Raw genomic sequence first — 16,605 nt, forward strand, 5'->3', positions numbered from 1 at the left:
CCGGCAGGCTCGCCGCCTGCTCATGCAATCCCGCGCATGTTACTCTCCTGCCGCCTGGGCGGATCCGTGCCGGGCGAGTTCAGCTTTGATGGCTGCCACGAAGGCGTCGACGTCCTCCTCGCTGGTGTCGAAGGAACACATCCAGCGGACCTCGCGGGTGGCCTCGTTCCAGTCGTAGAAGCGGAAGGACTCCCGGAGCCTGTCCGCCACCCCCTCGGGCAACACCGCAAAGACGCCGTTGGATTCTGTCTTCTGCGTGGGTTCGACGCCGTCAATGTCGTCCACGGCGGCGCGCAGCCTCGCGGCCATGGCGTTGGCGTGGCCGGCCGAACGGAGCCACAGGTCGCCCTCGAGCAGGGCGATGAACTGTGCGGACATGAACCGCATCTTGGAGGCCAGCTGCATGTTCATCTTGCGCAGGAACAGCAGCCCCTGGGCGGCGTCGGGGTTCAGCGCCACCACCACCTCACCGAACAGCAGGCCGTTCTTGGTGCCGCCGAAGGAGAGGATGTCCACGCCGGCGTCGCGCGTGAAAGCCCGGAGGGGAACGCCCAGATGGGCCGCTGCGTTGGCCAGCCGCGCCCCGTCCATATGCAGCTTCATGCCCTTGGCGTGGACGTGCTCGGCGATTGCCCGAACTTCATCAGCCGTGTAGCAGGTGCCCAGTTCGGTGGTCTGGGTGATGGAGACGGCCAGCGGCTGGGCGCGGTGCTCATCACCCCAGCCCCACGCCTCGCGGTCGATGAGCTCGGGCGTGAGTTTGCCGTCCGGGGTGTGCACCTGCAGCAGCTTCATGCCGCCCACGCGCTCCGGGGCGCCGTTCTCATCCATGTTGATGTGCGCCGTCGAGGCGCAGACCACCGCACCCCAGCGCGGCAGGAGCGACTGCAGGGACAACACGTTGGCGCCCGTGCCGTTGAAGACCGGGAAGCACTCGATGCCCGGCCCGAAGTGCTCCTCCATCAGCTCCTGCAGGCGGGCCGTGTAGGCGTCTTCGCCGTAGGAAACCTGGTGCCCCTCATTGGCGGCGGCCAGCGCGGCCAGCACTTCGGGATGCACCCCCGAGTAGTTGTCCGAGGCAAAGCCGCGGACCGAGGCGTCGTGGAGCCTGGACATGGTGCCGCCGGTGGTTTGAACGGTTGTGGTCATTTCGTTGGTCACGCTTTCAGTCTAGGTAGTTGCGGCGCTCTGTGTGCTTGCTGAGCCGGCGGGCACCGGGGCCAGCAGCAGCCGCTGCCCGTTCAGCTCCGCGGCCGGCTGGCTGAAGAGCCCGACGGCGGCCGCCGCCAGCTGCTCGACGTCCGTGTAGCCGGGGAACGTCCGTTCCGGCTGCTCGCTGCGCATGCCTGCGTCCACCAGCGCCTTCACCACCAGGACGACGGCGGCGCTGTGCTGGGCGCCGCCGGCCGGGCTGTCCGGGGCGTCACTGTCCCGGCGGAACCCCTCAGCCACCGCCATGGTCCATGCTTCCGCGGCGGCCTTGGCCGCGACGTAGCTGGCGACGCCCGCGGCGGGACTCTCCACCGCCGTCGACGACACCATGGCAAACCGTCCACAGGGCGAGGCGGCGAGGTCGTCGTAAAAGACGCGCGTGACGTTCCGGAGTGTGGTGACGGCGCTGCGCTCCAGGAAGTCCCAGTCCTCATCGGTCTGGTCCGTGATGCCCTGCGCCCCGCGCCAGCCGCCCACGAGGTGGATGACTCCGTCGACTTTTCCGGCGGTGCGCGCGAGCTCTTGCTGCAGTTCTCGCACGGCGGCGAGGTCGCCGAGATCGCATACGAGGGGTGTGGCTCCGCCCGCTGTTTCCGCGGCGGCCTCGATGCGTGCCTTGTCCGAGCCCACAGTGAAGACGGCAAAGCCAGCGTGCAGCAGGGCACGGGCGGCGGCGACTCCCGAAGGTCCGCTGCCGCCCGTGACCAGCACGCGCAGTGGCCTCCCGTCGGTCAGGCCGGCGCCGGTCATGCTGCCGTTCGTCATGCTGCCGTCGCTGCCGTCGCCGCCGGGCCGCCCGGCGGCAAGGCAGAATCCGAGGAACCGGTAATGCCGGCGGTGGATTCGATGACGGGGCGCATCTTCTTTTCTAGGGCTTCGTAGAACATGGACAGCGGGAACTCGTCGTCCATGACCTGGTCCGTGAGGCCCCGCGGCGGCCCGTCGAGGGGAAGGGCGCCCGGCCCCTTGGCCCAGACAGAAGCCGGGTTCGGCGTGACGGTGCCCGAGATCAGCCCATAGGCCGCCAGCCAGTGGGCGGTCTTGGGCCTGTCGATGGAGCGCCAGTAGAGCTCCTCGATCCGGGCTCCCAGCTCCACCACGACGCCGGCGACGTGTTCCCAGTCGATGGTCAGCCGGCTGTCGGTCCAGTGGAGGACGCGGTGCTGGTGCAGCCACGCGAAGAGCAGCTGGCCGCCGAGCCCGTCGTAGTTGCGCACCCGGCTGCCGGTGATGGCGAACCGGAAGATGCGGTCGAAGATGACTGCGTACTGCACCAGCTTGGCGTGCCGGCGGGCCTCCGGATCCGCTGCTTCGTCCTTTTCGATCTTCACCGATTCCCGGAAGGCCGTCAGGTCGCAGCGCAGCTCCTCGAGGGAGTACAGGAAGAACGGCATCCGCTGTTTGATCATGAACGGATCGAACGGCAGGTCCCCGCGCATGTGCGTGCGGTCGTGGATCAGGTCCCACATCACGAAGGTCTTTTCGGTGAGTTCCTGGTCCTCGAGGAGTTCCGCAGCCCCGGCCGGCAACTGGAGCGAGGTGATGTCGGCAGCGGCCCGCAGGACGCGGCGGAACCGTGCCGCCTCCCGGTCTGCGAAAATGGCGCCCCAGGTGAACCGCGGCGTCGCCCGCACGCCCACGGTCTCGGGGAACAGCACAGCGGAGTTGGTGTCGTACCCGGGGGTGAAGTCAATGAACCGGATCGGCACGAACAGACGGTTCGAGTAGTCGCCCTGTTCCAGGCCCGCGATGAAGTCGGGCCACACCACGTCTATGAGGACAGCCTCCACGAGCCTGCTGCTGCTGCCGTTCTGCGTGTACATGGGGAAGACCACCAGGTGCTGCAGACCGTTCTCGCGGTCCGCCTGCGGCTGGAAGGCCAGCAGGGAGTCGAGGAAATCCGGAACGCCGAACCCGCCCCCGGCCCAGCGGCCAAAGTCCCGGCCCACCAGGTCCAGGTAGAGGGAATCGTGGGGGAACGCCGGTGCCAGCGCCTCGATGGCGCTGGCGAGGGCTTCGATGTGGCCGTGCGCAGCCGCGTGGGCGGCCTGGTCGGGGATCGAACCGTCCTGCACCTGCAGGCTCCGCAGCGCAGTGGCCGCGGCCTTGAGTCGCTGCCAGTCCGGGTGTTCCGCAGAGATTCTGGCTGGTGCTGTGTGTACGGTTGCGGTCATCGCTGGCCTCGCCTTTCGGGTGATCTGAGCTTCTACGGCGAGCGTAGCAAGCAGACAGCCTTCCTAATCCATCAAGGGCTCGAGCATAAGAAACTGTAGTGCTCGAGGCTGTCCAAATAACCGCTAGGCGCAGCGCCAGGCAACCTCAGGCGGCAACCTCAGGCCTGGGGGTCGCCGGCGGCCGGAACCAGCTTCAGTGAGATGGAGTTGATGCAGAAACGCTGGTCAGTCGGGGTCCCGTAGCCCTCACCCTCGAAGACATGCCCAAGGTGCGAGTCGCAGTTGGCGCACCGCACCTCGATACGGTCCATGCCCAGGGTGCGGTCGTGGATGTAGCGCACGCGCCCTTCCGCCAGCGGGGCCCAGAATGACGGCCAACCGCAGTGCGAATCGAACTTTTCCTTGCTGGTGAACAGTTCGGTCCCACACGCCCGGCAGTTGTAGACGCCGGCGGTGTGGGTGTCCCAGTATTCGCCGGTGTAGGGGCGTTCCGTGCCGGCCTGGCGCAGCACGTGGTACTCCTCCGGCGTCAGTTCCTGCCGCCAGTCTTCGTCGGATCGGTTGGCGGCGGGGGTTGCGGCGGTGTTGGTGAGGTCGGATTTCTCAGGAGTGCTCATAGTCGGACCAACGCTCAGGAGTCCCCGATAAATCCCGAGCCCGCATACAGATGCAGCACCGGGAGCCCCAGCTTGTCCTGCGCCCGGTTGGCCCAATCGGTATGGAAGGTGTCCGACACGGCGTGCGGCCTGGTGATGACGACGGCCTGGGCAGCCCCAAGCTCCTTGACCTTGGCCACGAGGCCGTTAACGGCGCCGCCGGCCACCACCTCGCCGGCAACTCCGCCGCCGAGGCCTTCCAGTGCGCTGACCGAGGTGGCCAGCGTGGCGTCTGCTGCTGCCCTTTCCTCCACAGGGTCCGGGGCATGGGAGGTCAGCTCACGGAAAGCCTTAGCAATGTCCAGCATCGACAGGTTCTCGAGGAAGTCCACCAGCAGATGCCGTTCCGTATTGGCCGGCACCAGCACAACCAGGGGCGAGTCACCCCCGTCCACCAGGCGTTCGATGTTCACGCGGTCGTCCGCACCCAGCGGCTCTTCAGTCAGAATGACGATTGGATCGCTCATGGCATCAGCCTAGTCCCGCCCGCCAATGCCTGCATGCATTTGTCCCGCATGCATTTGGTCGGCACGCCCTGGGCCGTGAATGTGCCGGAAGGGGCCGGATCCGTCAAGATGGAAGGCATGGATTCCGCGCAGGCTGCTTTGACAACCCCGTCCACTGCCCAGGGCAATGCGATGACCCTCAGGGCGAAGTGGACGCTCGGGGGCATCATTGCCGGCGGCAGCGCGGCTGCCCTGCTCGGTGCCGGATCGTCCGCCCTCGCGCTCTACTTTGCCCGCCGCGTCCTCACTCCGGCCCGCGTGCGGGCTGCGGACCAGGAAGTCCTGGCGGTCATCAGGGAAGGCAGGGAACTGCAGATCATCCTCGCAGCCACGCCGGAGACAACGCACAATGGCGTGTACAGCCTCTTCTTCGACGCCGGTGCCGGGCATGCCCGGATCGGCAAGATCCTGTCGTATTCCCCGGCCGAGCGCACCGTTCTGCGCGAAGTTGAGGCCGTCTACAGCGGCAACCTGGAAACCGCGGGCCGCGGCTGGTGGGGAGGCGCCACGTACCAGCATCCCTCCGACGTCGGACTGGCGACCGAAGACGTAGCCATCGAGGTCGAAGGCGGAACGGCGCCCGGCTGGCTGATTCCGGGAGATGCGGGGGCCGGGACGTGGGCCATCATGGTCCACGGGCGAGGGGCCACCCGGCAGGAGTGCCTGCGCGGAGCGCGCGTGGCCCACGAGCTCGGACTGCCGAATCTCCTGGTTTCCTACCGGAACGACGGCCTGGCGCCGGCAGCATTCGACGGCCGGTACGGGCTGGGCTCCACGGAGTGGCGGGACATCGACGCTGCCATCGCCTTTGCCCTGGCCCGCGGTGCCCGGGAGGTTGTTCTCTTCGGCTGGTCCATGGGCGGGGCCATCTGCCTGCAGACCGCGGACCTGTCGGAGCACAGGCACGTCATCCGGGCCATGGTCCTGGACGCACCCGTCATCGACTGGGTGAATGTGCTGGCCCACCACGCTGAGCTGAACCGGATCCCGTCGGCCGTCGGCCGGTACGGCCAGCTCATGATGGGTCACAAGGTGGGCCGCCGGCTCACAGGACTGGCTGCGCCCGTGGACCTGAAATCAATGGACTGGGTGTCGCGGGCCGTTGAGCTCCGGACGCCGACGCTCATCATCCACAGCGTGGATGATGAGTACGTGCCCTACCAGCCGTCGGCCCTCCTCGCCGAAAAAAACCCCGACATGGTCACCTTCGAGCCGTTCGAGGGGGCACGGCATGCGAAGGAGTGGAACGCTGATCCGGTCCGCTGGGAAGCGCTGGTCCGGGCGTGGCTGCAGCAGCAGCTGGCGCCGCGCCGGAACCCCGGCCAGCCGGAACCGGTTCAGCCTGCCTGAGAGCCCGTTCCGATCGCGGCTGTGACGGCCTTGGTGAGGCGCACCAGCTCGCGGGGATCCAGTTCGATGTCCAGGCCGCGCCGGCCGCCGGACACCAGGATGGTGTCCAGGGTGAGGGCGCTTTCGTCGATGACGGTGGGCGAGGGCTGCCGCTGTCCCAGGGGGGAAATTCCGCCCAGGACGTAACCGGTACGCCGTTCAGCCGCGGCCGGGTCCGCCATGGCGGCCTTCTTGCTGCCCAGCGCAGCAGCTATCGCTTTCAGGTCCAGGGTTCCGCTGACAGGTACGACGCCGACCGCCAGTTTGCCGTCGACCTCCACCATGAGCGTCTTGAAGACCCTTGCCGGATTGATTCCCAGGACCTCGGCCGCTTCCATGCCGTAACTGGCCGCGGCCGGATCGTGGCTGTAGGGGTGCAGGTTAAAGGAAACGCCTGCCGCAGCCAGTACGGCTGTGGCAGGCGTCCCCTGAGACGTGTTCTTGCGCGCCATGGAGTGTGGTTCCTAGGCGTAGAGCCGGGCCGCGGCGGCCACCTTGCGCTTGATGCGCCCGAGCATCGCGGTCATGCCGCGCATGCGAAGCGGCGTGATGGCGCGGGTCAGGCCGAGCAGTTCCGGCATGTCATCAGGGACAGCCAGGATCTCCTCGGCGGTGAGGCCGTCCAGTCCTTCATGGAGCACCCCGGCGAAACCGCGGGTGGTGGGGGCCTCCGGCGGCGCCTTGAAGAACAGCCGGAAGGCGGGGGACCCGCCGTCGTTCTTTTCCGTCTCAATGGTGAGGAAAAGAGGCGACTGGCATTCCACCACTTGCTCCAGCAACTCAGGGTGGTTGTTCAGGCGGTCCGGAAGCTCCGGCAGGCCGCGGGAAAACTCCAGCAGGAGCTGCAGCCGCTCGGGCTCGCTCAGTGCCTGGAAGTCGTCGACAATCTCCGCCAGGGCGGTGGGAAGCGCTTGAGTACTCATCACTTCCAGCTTACGCAGATTGTTCCCGTCCACCGCTTTTTTACGGAGGATTTACCTCGCGGCAACTGCCGGTACTGAACCGCGTTCCGCGCCCTTGGCAATCGGCACACGCACGGCATTGCCCCATTCAGTCCAGGACCCGTCGTAGTTGCGGACCGTTTCGAAGCCCAGGAGGAACTTCAGCGCGAACCAGGTGTGGCTGGAGCGTTCGCCGATGCGGCAGTAGGCCACGACGTCGTCGCCCTCGGTGAGTCCGGCCTCGCCGAGGTAAAGCGCCTCAAGCTCGGCGCGGCTGCGGTAGGTGCCGTCCTCTGCTGCTGCCCGTGCCCACGGGATCGACGCCGCAGTGGGAATGTGGCCGCCGCGCAGCGCGCCTTCCTCGGGGTAGGCGGGCATGTGGGTGCGCTGGCCGGTGTATTCCTCGGGGGAGCGGACGTCGATGAGCGGCTTGCCCAGGTGGGCCAGGACGTCTTCCTTGAAGGCGCGGATCGGCGTGTCGTTGCGTTCCACGACCGGGTAGTCCGCCACGGCCGGCGTGGGGATGTCGGTGGTCAGCGCACGGCCTTCGGCGATCCACTTGTCGCGGCCGCCGTCGAGCAGCCGGACATCCTCGTGGCCGAACAGGCTGAAGACCCAGAGGGCGTAGGCGGCCCACCAGTTGGACTTGTCGCCGTAGATGACCACCGTGGCGTCGCGGGAAATGCCCTTCGCGGCGGCCAGGGCGGCAAACGCCTCGCCCTGCACGTAGTCACGGGTGACTTCGTCGTTCAGGTCGGTGTGCCAGTCAATCTTGACCGCGCCGGGGATGTGGCCGGTTTCGTAGAGCAGGACGTCTTCATCGGACTCCACCACAACGAGCTTGCCGTCGTTAAGGGCGCCGGTGTCGATGGCCGCAGCCAGCCACTCGGTGGAAACAAGCCGCTCCGGGTGCGCGTAGGCGGCGAACTTCTCGTTCTGTTCAACGGGGTAGGACATGCGTATGGCCTTTCACTGAAACGGTCAGGTCAGACCGCCGGGGACGGCGGGTCACTGCTCCAACACTAGCCACGGGCCGGTACGAATGCTCCTGTGTGTTAACAGGACGAAATGTGTGCTTGCTCACGGCATTGCCGGCAGTGCGGCGTATCCCGCGGGGCGGGCGGCCAATGCCGGTATTCTTGCTGGGGACAAATCACCAGCAGAATGGACCGCCTTGGTACAGATCGAAAAGCTCACCACCCGGACGCCGGCGGTGTCGGTGGATGAGCTCCTCAAAGGTTTCTACCCATCGCCCAGGTTCGGGCAGGTGTCCTTTGCAAGCTACCGGCCGGACCCGAAGCAGCCGAGCCAGGCGGCAGCAGTGAACGCGCTGCAGGCATTCGCCGGAGGAGTAGGCACCGGGGACGGCGGGGGACTGTTCAAGAAGCTCTTTGGCAAGAAGGAAACGACCCGCGCCGGCATTTACCTCGACGGCGGATTCGGCGTCGGAAAAACCCACCTGCTGTCTTCACTGTGGCACGCGGCCCCAGGCCCCAAGGCCTTCGGCACCTTCGTGGAATACACCAACCTGGTGGGTGCCCTTTCCTTCCGGAAAACCGTTGAGGCGCTGAGCTCGTACAGGCTTGTCTGCATTGACGAGTTCGAGTTGGACGATCCGGGCGACACGGTCCTGATGTCACGCCTCATGCGGGAACTTGCCGACGCCGGCGTGAAACTTGCGGCCACCTCCAACACGCTGCCTGGCTCGCTGGGCGACGGCCGCTTTGCCGCCGTGGATTTCCAGCGTGAAATCCAGGTCCTGGCGGACCAGTTCGACGTCATCAGGATCGACGGCGAGGACTTCCGCCACCGCGGACTGCCGGCCGCGCCGGCACCGTTGCGGAACAGCGAACTCCACGCCCACATGAAGGCCGAGTTTGACGGCAAAACCGTTGCCGAGGACGACTTCGGCACCCTCATCGCCCACCTCGCGGGCGTCCATCCGAGCCGCTACCGCAAGCTGCTTGACGGGGTGGACGGTGTTGTTTGGCGGGATGTGGAAACCATCACCGAGCAGGCCGTGGCGCTGCGGTTCGTGGTGCTCGCCGACCGCCTCTACGACAAGGACGTTCCGATCCTTGCCAGCGGCGTTCCGTTCGACAAGCTGTTCACCGAGGACATGATGACCGGCGGCTACATGAAGAAGTACTTCAGGGCGGTGTCCAGGCTTACCGCTCTGGCCCGCGAAGGCCAGAACCACGAGCCCTCGTAGCCGGGTGCTTCTGCAGACCCCGGCTTTGCATCCAAGGGTCCTGGCGGCGCCGCGGAATTTCTCCGGAGACACGAAAAGGTGCCGGCGCCGCCTCTCGGCGGGACCGGCACCTTTTTTGACGTTTAGGGGCGAAGCCCGGTAAGTCCTGGCTACGGAGCCTTCTCAGCCGGCGGCACGTTGTCCGCCGGTCCCTGGGTTGGCCTCTCATTGGCTTTGTCAACGAGAGTGGAAGCGCCAGTCTGGACCTTATCTACCTGGCTGGTGTATTTGCCGCCCGTCTTGGAGTCGACGAAATCACCTGCTTTGTCGATGCCGTCCTTGATGGCTTGCTCGTTGCCGCGGATCAGACCCTGAGCCTTGCCCTTTAGATCGTCAAGTAAACCCACGAGCACCTCCCTTCAATCGCGGAGCCAGTTCGCTCCTCCGCATTCGATCCTAGCCCCGAAGGCGGCGCATGCCAAGGAGTTATTGACAAACTTTGTCAAACAGTATGAGGGCAAGAAAAAAGCAGCTCCGGAGAGCTGCTTAGTTTCGTGGGCGATACTGGGATCGAACCAGTGACCTCTTCCGTGTCAGGGAAGCGCGCTACCGCTGCGCCAATCGCCCGGAGCCGGCAAAACCGGCGGTTTCCTGGGTTCGGATCCTCAAGGATCAAGAGAGCGGACGACGAGATTCGAACTCGCGACATCCACCTTGGCAAGGTGGTGCTCTACCAGCTGAGCTACGTCCGCATTTGTGAAGTTCCGCCTGGAGACTGAACGTTCAACTACAAGCAAGTTTCCTTGCTCTGGTGGGCGATACTGGGATCGAACCAGTGACCTCTTCCGTGTCAGGGAAGCGCGCTACCGCTGCGCCAATCGCCCATTTCATCCGGGAGTACCGGAAACCATGGTTTTCACCGAGGTGGGTACGGGATTCGAACCCGTGTATACGGCTTTGCAGGCCGCTGCCTCGCCTCTCGGCCAACCCACCGTGTAGGCCTCGATCCCTGGAATCAACTTCCGGGAATCAGAACCATGACAGTGTCCTGCGAGCGGACGACGAGATTCGAACTCGCGACATCCACCTTGGCAAGGTGGTGCTCTACCAGCTGAGCTACGTCCGCATTTCGGAGCCGCGGTTCCTTGCCGTATTCGGCAGTTCGTCGCGTTCCAACGAGTAAGAACTCTATAGGAGGTTCCGGGAAACTCCAAATCGAGTGCCGGCCTGGATGGCGCGTGGGCCCTATTTCCTTGAATTCTAGGGAAATTTTCGAATTACAGGAGTGTAGTTTCGCGGGGGTTTGCACCCCTCGGCCGGTGATGTCGGGGGAACTTGGCTGTGTGGCGTGCAGCACTTCACGGGCCGATTTCCGTTAACCCGCGATCGTCCGCTAGCATTCAAATGCATCGGGGCGATTGGCGCAGTGGTAGCGCGCTTCGTTCACACCGAAGAGGTCACTGGTTCGAACCCAGTATCGCCCACCGATGGAAAGTCCGTTCAGCCCAGGAGATAGAACTGGGAGGGGCGGGCTTTTCTGTTTTTGCATCAATGTCTGACCCCCGTGAAAGAGTCTCATCATGACCGCTCCACTCCTCGCCCACGCCACGGAATATGGCCGAATGTACGCCCGCTCCACCACCGAGCAGTTCACGGTTCCCTCCATCACCACCGTCATCGGGCAGCAGCCCCACGGGCTGGATGGCTGGTTCGGATATATGGGCGCCAGCAGCCTGGCCAAGGATCCGTCGCTGCCCGAGATCCTGGGCAGCCCAGCGAGGGTGCGGCAGGCGGTGAACCGTGCTGCCAAGGCGGCCGAAACCTACCGGGACGAGGCTGCACAGCGCGGGGACCGGGTGCACCATTACTGCGAGCAGGTGGCGCTGCGTGCTCTCGGCAGGCCGCACCAGATGAAGGAAGCCCGTGAAGCGCTGGCGTCCAACGGCGAGGAAGCCTTCGCCGCCCGCTTCGATGAGTGGTGGGAGCTGTTCCGGGTCGAGCCGATCGCGCCGGAGATCACCGTGTGGAACAAGACGGTGGGATATGCAGGAACTCTGGACCTCGTCGCGAAGATCAACGGACGCACCTGCCTCATCGACTACAAGACCAAGGGAACGACGCGCGACGGACAGGTCAAGCCCCTGGATGACAAGGTGGTCATGCAGCTCGTTGCCGGCATGAAGGCGGAGGAAAGCCTGGTGGACCCGGTGGCAGGGGAGTGGGAACCGTGGCAGCACGGGGATACCCCGGTCCTGCTTGCCGTCGCGATCGGTGAAACCGAGGTCCGGCCCGTCCGCGCCAATCCCGAAGTCCTCAAGCACCACTGGTGGAAGTTCTGCGCCCTGCGCCGGGTATGGGAAATGTCCGCGGACACCGTCAGCGCCGGACCCGCGCTGCTGCCGTTGGCGCCGCCGGTCTACTCCTGACTCTTCCCGCACCGGGCCTGGTCCCGCCCGGGGACTGGCCGGGGACTGGCCGGGGACTGGCCGGGCCCGTTCCCGCCGTCGTCTGCGCCGGCCAGGCCGCAGCAACTAAACTGGACTGGATCCGTTTACCCGTTCACCGTGAGGAAATGACTGCACATGGCAATTCTGAATATCCGTATCATCGGCGATCCCGTGCTCCGCACGGTTGCCGACCCTGTCACGGATTTCGGGCCGGAGCTGGCCAGGCTCGTTGCCGACATGACCGAAACGATGGAGGACGTGGAGGGCGCAGGCCTGGCCGCGCCCCAGATCGGCGTCAGCCTCCGGGTCTTCACCTACCGGATCGGCGGCGTTGAAGGCCACGTCATCAACCCCGTGCTGGAATGCAGCGAGGACTTCCAGCCGGATGAAGTGGAGGGATGCCTGTCCATCCCCGGCCTGGGCTTCCCGGTCCGGCGCTACCGGAGCACCCGCGTGACCGGCGTCGACATGAACGGCAACCCCCTCTCGGTGGAGGCGGAGGGCATGCTTGCCCGCTGTTTCCAGCACGAAACCGACCACCTGGACGGCATCCTCTTCACTGACCGGCTCGAAGGTGAGGACCGCAAGGCCGCCCTTCGCTCCATCCGCAACGCAAACTACGACTCCATCACCGAACAGACCACCGCCAAGCGCGCCAAGACCGTCGGTTCCAGTTTCGGCGGCGGCAGCTTCGGGGCGGCAACGTCCGGAACCGGCAGCTTCGGCGCTGCCGGATGAGGGTTCTCTTCGCCGGTACCCCGTCCGTAGCTGTCCCCTCGTTGGATGCCCTCGTGGCCGCCGGCTTCGAGATCGTCGCGGTGCTGACCCGGCCGGACGCGCCGGTGGGACGCAAGCGTGTCCTCACGCCGTCGCCCGTTGCTGCCCGGGCAGCCGAGCTCGGCATCCAAATCATCCACGCGTCCCGGGTGGACGCTGCCGTCACCCAACAGATCGCCGAAGCCCGACCCGACGTGGCGGCGATTGTTGCCTACGGCGGGCTGGTTCCCCGGGCGGCCCTCGATGTTCCCCCGCACGGCTGGATCAACCTGCACTTCTCACTGCTGCCTGCCTGGCGGGGCGCAGCTCCTGTGCAGCGGGCCGTTATTGCCGGCGACGACATCACCGGTGCTGTGACTTTCCAGCTCGAGGAGGGGCTCGACACGGGCCCTGTCATCGGCACGCTGACTGAAGCCGTCGGCCCGGAGGACACCTCCGGGGCCCTGCTTGAACGGCTGTCCCACAGCGGTGCCGTCCTGCTTGCCCAGACGCTGTCCGCCGTCGGGTCCGGCGCGGCGTCGCCGCTTCCCCAACAGGGGGAAGTGAGCCTGGCGCCCAAGCTGACTCTCGACGACGGCCGCATCGACTGGTCGGAACCGGCCCTGTCCGTGGGCCGCCGCGCGCGCGGTGTGACACCCGAACCGGGGGCCTGGACCACTCTTGATGGCCAGCGGCTGAAGCTTGAGCCGCTGCGACTCCGCCCTGACATCACCGACGTTCAGCCCGGACAACTGGCATTGGCCGGCAAGAGCGTGCTGGTGGGCACCGGTTCGCATGCCGTCGAACTCACCAAGGTGCAGCCTGCCGGCAAGAAAATGATGGCCGCAGCCGACTGGGCGCGCGGCCAGTCTTCCCTCGAAAGCGTGGTATTCCAATGAGTGACTCCGGCAGAAGCGGATCCGGGCAGGACCGGTCCAGCCACGGCGGCCAGCGAGGTTCGGGTACCGGTGGTTCAGGTACGGGCGGTTCCGACCAGCGCCGGGGCGGGGGTGGGGCCAGCCGCCGCAATGCGCAGGGCAGGGAACGCAACCGCGGCCAGCAGCGCAACTTCACGGAAAGCGCACCGTCGCAGCGCACCCGCAGGGCGGACCCCGCCAGGCTGGTGGCCTTTGAAGTGCTGCGCGCCGTCGCGGCCGAGGATGCCTACGCCAACCTCGTGCTGCCGGCCCGCATTAGGCAGCACGGCCTTGACCGCCGCGACGCCGGATTCGCCACCGAACTGAGCTACGGTGCGCTGCGGAACCAGGGCACCTACGACGCCATCCTCGCCCGCTGCGTTGACCGGCCCCTGGATAAGCTAGACACTGCCGTCCTGGACGCCCTGCGCATCGGCGTCCACCAGCTGTTGGCGATGCGGGTCCCTGCACACGCGGCCCTTGACCAGACCGTCGGCCTGGCCCGCGCCGTCATCGGCGCCGGACCGTCGGCATTGATCAACGCTGTCCTCCGGAAGGTAGCTGCCCGCAGCCTGGACGAGTGGGTGGACGAGCTGGTTGCCGGCGAGCAGGACCAGAACAAGGTAGCGTCCGTCCGCTATGCCCATCCCGAGTGGATTGTCCGCGCCCTGCGGCAGTCCCTCGTGGCCCACGGCCGGCCGGTCGGCGAGATCAACGACCTCCTGGAAGCGGATAACGCGGCCCCCGTCGTCAACCTGGTGGCCCTTCCCGGGCTGGGAAGCCTTGACGAGGCACTGGAGAACGGTGCCGTCCCCGGCGAACTCGTGGAAGGATCCGCCCTTTCCAGCGGCGGCGACCTCGGCCGGCTGGAGTCCGTCCGGTCCGGCACCACACGCGTGCAGGACGTCGGTTCCCAGTTAGTGGCCCGGGCCCTGGCGGCGGCCAGCCTTGAGCCAGGGAAGGGCGCAAACGCGGATGGGGAAGCCTGGCTCGATCTCTGCGCCGGACCCGGCGGCAAGGCTGCCCTGCTGGGCGCCCTGGCACACGAACGCGGGGCCACGCTGCTGGCCAACGAGCCCGCCCCGCACCGGGCCAAACTGGTCAGCCAGGCACTGTCCGCAGTCCCCTCGGACGTCTGGACCGTCAGAACCGGCGACGGCCGGGAGGTCGGGTCGGAACGGCCTGCCGCCTTCGACCGTGTGCTCGTGGATGTGCCGTGCAGCGGACTCGGAGCCCTGCGCCGCCGGCCCGAGTCCCGCTGGCGCCGTACCCCCAAGGACCTTGCCGACCTGGGACCGCTGCAGCGCGAACTGCTGAACTCCGCCCTGGCGGCTGTGCGCCCCGGCGGCGTGGTGGCCTACGTGACCTGCTCGCCGCACCCTGCGGAAACCACCGCGGTGGTCAGCGATGCCCTGCGCAAACGCGATGACCTGGAACTCCTGGACGCCGGCAGCGTGCTGGACGCCGTCAGCCTGGGCGGCGGCCTGGGCGCGGGTCATGAGAAGACCGCGCAGCTGTGGCCGCACGTCCACAGCACGGATGCCATGTTCCTCGCCCTGATCCGCCGCAAGCGCTGACTTCCCACCGACTGATCTCAAACCCCGGACTCCCGTCCCCCGAAAGGACACCGCATGACGCAGTGCTGCATCAACCCCAGCATCCTCTCCGCCGACTTCGTGAACCTCGAAGCCGAGCTGCAGAAAATCAGCAATGCTGATGCCGTGCATGTGGATGTGATGGACAACCACTTTGTCCCCAATCTCACCCTGGGGCTTCCCGTGGTCCAGCGGATCCAGGCGGTCAGCCCGGTTCCGCTGGACGCCCACCTCATGATTTCCGACGCCGACCGCTGGGCGCCCGGATACGCGGACGCCGGCGTTGCTTCCGTGACGTTCCACGCCGAGGCGTCGATCGCGCCGGTGAAGCTGGCCCGTGAGCTGCGCGCCAGGGGTTCGAAGGCCGGGATGGCGCTGCGCCCGGCAACGGCGGTGGAGCCCTACCTGGACATGCTCCCGGAATTGGACATGCTGCTGATCATGACGGTGGAGCCCGGCTTTGGCGGGCAGGCGTTCCTTGACCTCACGCTGCCGAAGATCCGCCGCGCGCGTGCCGCGATCGAGGGATCCGGTGTGAACGTGGCCATCCAGGTGGACGGCGGAATCACCGAGGAAACCATCGTCCGTGCCGCGGAAGCCGGGGCCAACGTCTTTGTCGCCGGCTCGGCCGTGTATGGGGCCGCTGACCCGTCCGGCGCCATCGACCGGCTGCGCAAGGCCGGCAGCCTCTAGGCTTCGGTCCTCAAGAGTCGAGCCGGGACTTCAGCCAGGAGCCCAGTCCTGGAGGCCGCAACCGGCCTCCAGGACTGCCCGCATGACGGTTTGTAGCGGGAATAGCCTGGGCACCCGCCAAGTTGTGTCAGAATAGCAACACACAATACGTGCTCCGGGGTCGGTGTAAGTCCGAACCGGCGGTGACAGTCCGCGACCCGCGAGCCGGTGTTTCCTTTCTGGAAGCCCGGCGGACGGTTGAACTGGTGAAATTCCGGTACCGACAGTTAAAGTCTGGATGAGAGAAGCACGTACAGCTGTACTTGTGGCGTTCCATAACGCCGCTGCGTTTCGCTGTCGTATACCCCCGGAGCAGTCTCGGCTCTTGAGGGAAGGAACGGCACGCACGCATGGACATCCTGCGTTGGCTCTTCGAGGCACAGATTCCCGTGGGCGGATCAGTGCTCATTCTCCGCGAAGTGCTGGGAAACATTTTTGGCCTGGCCAGTGCCCTCGGCGGCATGCGGCGCAAAGTCTGGGCATGGCCGGCCGGCATCGCGGGCAACCTTCTGCTCCTGACGGTCTTCCTGGGCAACGTCTTCGGTTCCGCCACGCCGGCCACACTCTGGGGCCAGGCCGGGCGGCAGGTCATGTTCATCATCGTGGCCGTCTACGGCTGGCAGCGCTGGCAGCAGAGCCGTCGGGCGGCGGGATCCTCGACGGCGATCGCGCCCGCCTGGGCCAGCGCCAGGACCCGCGTGGTGCTGGTACTCGCGCTCATGGCCGGCACCGCCGCCCTCACCCCGCTCTTCGACTCCCTCGGCTCCTACCCGCCGGTGTGGGCCGACGCGTGGACCTTCATGGGCTCGCTCCTGGCCACCTACGGCATGGCCCGCGGCTGGACCGAGTTCTGGCTGATCTGGGTTGCCGTGGACGTGGTGGGCGTCCCGCTGCTCTTCAGCGCCGGATACTTTGCCAGTGCCTTCATGTACCTGTTCTACGGCTTCTTCACGCTGGCCGGCTTCATCGTCTGGTGGCGGGCTTCCCGGACCCAGGCCCAGGCGGACCCGTCCACCGTCAAGGTTGAGACTGCCTTCCCGGACCCGGCGGTGTCCAAGTGACTGCTGCCCAGAAGCCGGTGACGGCCTT

Annotated in this window: 17 protein-coding genes, 6 tRNA genes and 1 riboswitch; of the genes, 9 read left to right on the forward strand and 14 right to left on the reverse strand. The window is 66.5% G+C overall.

Going from position 1 to position 16,605, the window contains the following annotated elements:
* Nucleotides 1-39: 39 nt before the first annotated feature.
* The 5 genes from ACFQ50_RS02815 to ACFQ50_RS02835 all read right to left on the reverse strand — a co-directional run bounded on the left by ACFQ50_RS02815 (nt 40) and on the right by ACFQ50_RS02835 (nt 4,509).
* Nucleotides 40-1,149 carry a threonine aldolase family protein gene (locus ACFQ50_RS02815; protein WP_377994081.1) on the reverse strand — a complete coding sequence of 370 codons (1,110 nt, stop codon included), beginning with the start codon at nt 1,147-1,149 and terminating at the stop codon, nt 40-42.
* A 21-nt stretch (nt 1,150-1,170) separates the two neighbouring features.
* Complete coding sequence (locus ACFQ50_RS02820; RefSeq protein ID WP_377994009.1) at nt 1,171-1,977, reverse strand: SDR family NAD(P)-dependent oxidoreductase; 807 nt, start codon at nt 1,975-1,977, stop codon at nt 1,171-1,173.
* Entirely contained in the window at nt 1,974-3,386 is a 1,413-nt protein-coding gene (locus tag ACFQ50_RS02825) for a DUF6421 family protein (RefSeq protein ID WP_377994010.1), read from the reverse strand. The genes ACFQ50_RS02820 and ACFQ50_RS02825 overlap by 4 nt, the downstream gene beginning before the upstream one ends.
* 158 nt (nt 3,387-3,544) lie before the next feature.
* A complete protein-coding gene (gene msrB / locus ACFQ50_RS02830; protein WP_377994011.1) occupies nt 3,545-4,003 on the reverse strand; it encodes a peptide-methionine (R)-S-oxide reductase MsrB in 459 nt (152 codons plus the stop codon).
* 14 nt (nt 4,004-4,017) lie between these two features.
* Nucleotides 4,018-4,509, reverse strand: a complete 492-nt coding sequence (locus ACFQ50_RS02835) for a hypothetical protein (RefSeq protein WP_377994012.1) — start codon at nt 4,507-4,509, stop codon at nt 4,018-4,020.
* Between the two features lie 117 nt (nt 4,510-4,626).
* Here ACFQ50_RS02835 and ACFQ50_RS02840 point away from each other — a divergent pair, with 117 nt between their 5' ends.
* Nucleotides 4,627-5,898, forward strand: a complete 1,272-nt coding sequence (locus ACFQ50_RS02840) for an alpha/beta hydrolase family protein (RefSeq protein ID WP_377994013.1) — start codon at nt 4,627-4,629, stop codon at nt 5,896-5,898.
* On the opposite strand, the gene ybaK is transcribed toward ACFQ50_RS02840, so the two are convergent.
* The 3 genes from ybaK to ACFQ50_RS02855 are packed head-to-tail and all read right to left on the reverse strand — an operon-like array spanning nt 5,886 to nt 7,835.
* A complete protein-coding gene (ybaK, locus tag ACFQ50_RS02845) occupies nt 5,886-6,389 on the reverse strand; it encodes a Cys-tRNA(Pro) deacylase (protein WP_377994014.1) in 504 nt (167 codons plus the stop codon). The genes ACFQ50_RS02840 and ybaK overlap by 13 nt on opposite strands.
* A gap of 12 nt (nt 6,390-6,401) precedes the next feature.
* Nucleotides 6,402-6,860, reverse strand: a complete 459-nt coding sequence (locus tag ACFQ50_RS02850) for a SufE family protein (protein ID WP_377994015.1) — start codon at nt 6,858-6,860, stop codon at nt 6,402-6,404.
* Between the two features lie 51 nt (nt 6,861-6,911).
* Nucleotides 6,912-7,835, reverse strand: coding sequence for a sulfurtransferase (locus ACFQ50_RS02855; protein ID WP_377994016.1), 924 nt, complete (start codon nt 7,833-7,835; stop codon nt 6,912-6,914).
* 217 nt (nt 7,836-8,052) lie between these two features.
* On the opposite strand from ACFQ50_RS02855, the gene zapE reads away from it, so the two are divergent.
* Complete coding sequence (gene zapE, locus ACFQ50_RS02860) at nt 8,053-9,090, forward strand: cell division protein ZapE (RefSeq protein ID WP_377994017.1); 1,038 nt, start codon at nt 8,053-8,055, stop codon at nt 9,088-9,090.
* Between the two features lie 149 nt (nt 9,091-9,239).
* Here the strand turns inward: zapE and ACFQ50_RS02865 are convergent, their stop codons facing one another.
* The 6 genes from ACFQ50_RS02865 to ACFQ50_RS02890 all read right to left on the reverse strand — a co-directional run bounded on the left by ACFQ50_RS02865 (nt 9,240) and on the right by ACFQ50_RS02890 (nt 10,195).
* Entirely contained in the window at nt 9,240-9,476 is a 237-nt protein-coding gene (locus ACFQ50_RS02865; RefSeq protein ID WP_377994018.1) for an antitoxin, read from the reverse strand.
* A gap of 148 nt (nt 9,477-9,624) precedes the next feature.
* Nucleotides 9,625-9,696: transfer RNA gene (locus ACFQ50_RS02870), tRNA-Val, on the reverse strand.
* Between the two features lie 52 nt (nt 9,697-9,748).
* A tRNA-Gly gene (locus ACFQ50_RS02875) sits at nt 9,749-9,821 on the reverse strand.
* Between the two features lie 57 nt (nt 9,822-9,878).
* A tRNA-Val gene (locus ACFQ50_RS02880) sits at nt 9,879-9,953 on the reverse strand.
* Nucleotides 9,954-9,991: 38 nt separating this feature from the next.
* A tRNA-Cys gene (locus ACFQ50_RS02885) sits at nt 9,992-10,062 on the reverse strand.
* Nucleotides 10,063-10,122: 60 nt separating this feature from the next.
* Nucleotides 10,123-10,195 (reverse strand) — tRNA-Gly (locus ACFQ50_RS02890).
* A 286-nt stretch (nt 10,196-10,481) separates the two neighbouring features.
* Here ACFQ50_RS02890 and ACFQ50_RS02895 point away from each other — a divergent pair.
* From ACFQ50_RS02895 to pnuC, 7 genes are all read left to right on the forward strand, one after another.
* Nucleotides 10,482-10,553 (forward strand) — tRNA-Val (locus tag ACFQ50_RS02895).
* Nucleotides 10,554-10,649: 96 nt separating this feature from the next.
* Nucleotides 10,650-11,495: a cytochrome gene (locus ACFQ50_RS02900; RefSeq protein ID WP_377994019.1), complete on the forward strand. Its 846-nt coding sequence runs from the start codon at nt 10,650-10,652 to the stop codon at nt 11,493-11,495.
* Between the two features lie 156 nt (nt 11,496-11,651).
* Complete coding sequence (def, locus tag ACFQ50_RS02905) at nt 11,652-12,254, forward strand: peptide deformylase (RefSeq protein WP_377994020.1); 603 nt, start codon at nt 11,652-11,654, stop codon at nt 12,252-12,254.
* On the forward strand, nt 12,251-13,171 hold the full coding sequence (fmt, locus tag ACFQ50_RS02910; protein ID WP_377994021.1) for a methionyl-tRNA formyltransferase: 921 nt from the start codon (nt 12,251-12,253) through the stop codon (nt 13,169-13,171). The genes def and fmt overlap by 4 nt, the downstream gene beginning before the upstream one ends.
* Nucleotides 13,168-14,766, forward strand: a complete 1,599-nt coding sequence (locus tag ACFQ50_RS02915; RefSeq protein WP_377994022.1) for an RsmB/NOP family class I SAM-dependent RNA methyltransferase — start codon at nt 13,168-13,170, stop codon at nt 14,764-14,766. The genes fmt and ACFQ50_RS02915 overlap by 4 nt, the downstream gene beginning before the upstream one ends.
* Nucleotides 14,767-14,820: 54 nt before the next feature.
* Complete coding sequence (rpe, locus tag ACFQ50_RS02920) at nt 14,821-15,477, forward strand: ribulose-phosphate 3-epimerase (RefSeq protein WP_377994023.1); 657 nt, start codon at nt 14,821-14,823, stop codon at nt 15,475-15,477.
* A 145-nt stretch (nt 15,478-15,622) separates the two neighbouring features.
* A riboswitch (FMN riboswitch) is annotated at nt 15,623-15,771 on the forward strand.
* Between the two features lie 95 nt (nt 15,772-15,866).
* Entirely contained in the window at nt 15,867-16,577 is a 711-nt protein-coding gene (gene pnuC, locus ACFQ50_RS02925; protein WP_377994024.1) for a nicotinamide riboside transporter PnuC, read from the forward strand.
* Nucleotides 16,578-16,605: the final 28 nt, after the last annotated feature.

Origin of the sequence: Arthrobacter sp. NPDC056493, assembly GCF_042795115.1 — a bacterium.
Classification (GTDB): domain Bacteria; phylum Actinomycetota; class Actinomycetes; order Actinomycetales; family Micrococcaceae; genus Arthrobacter.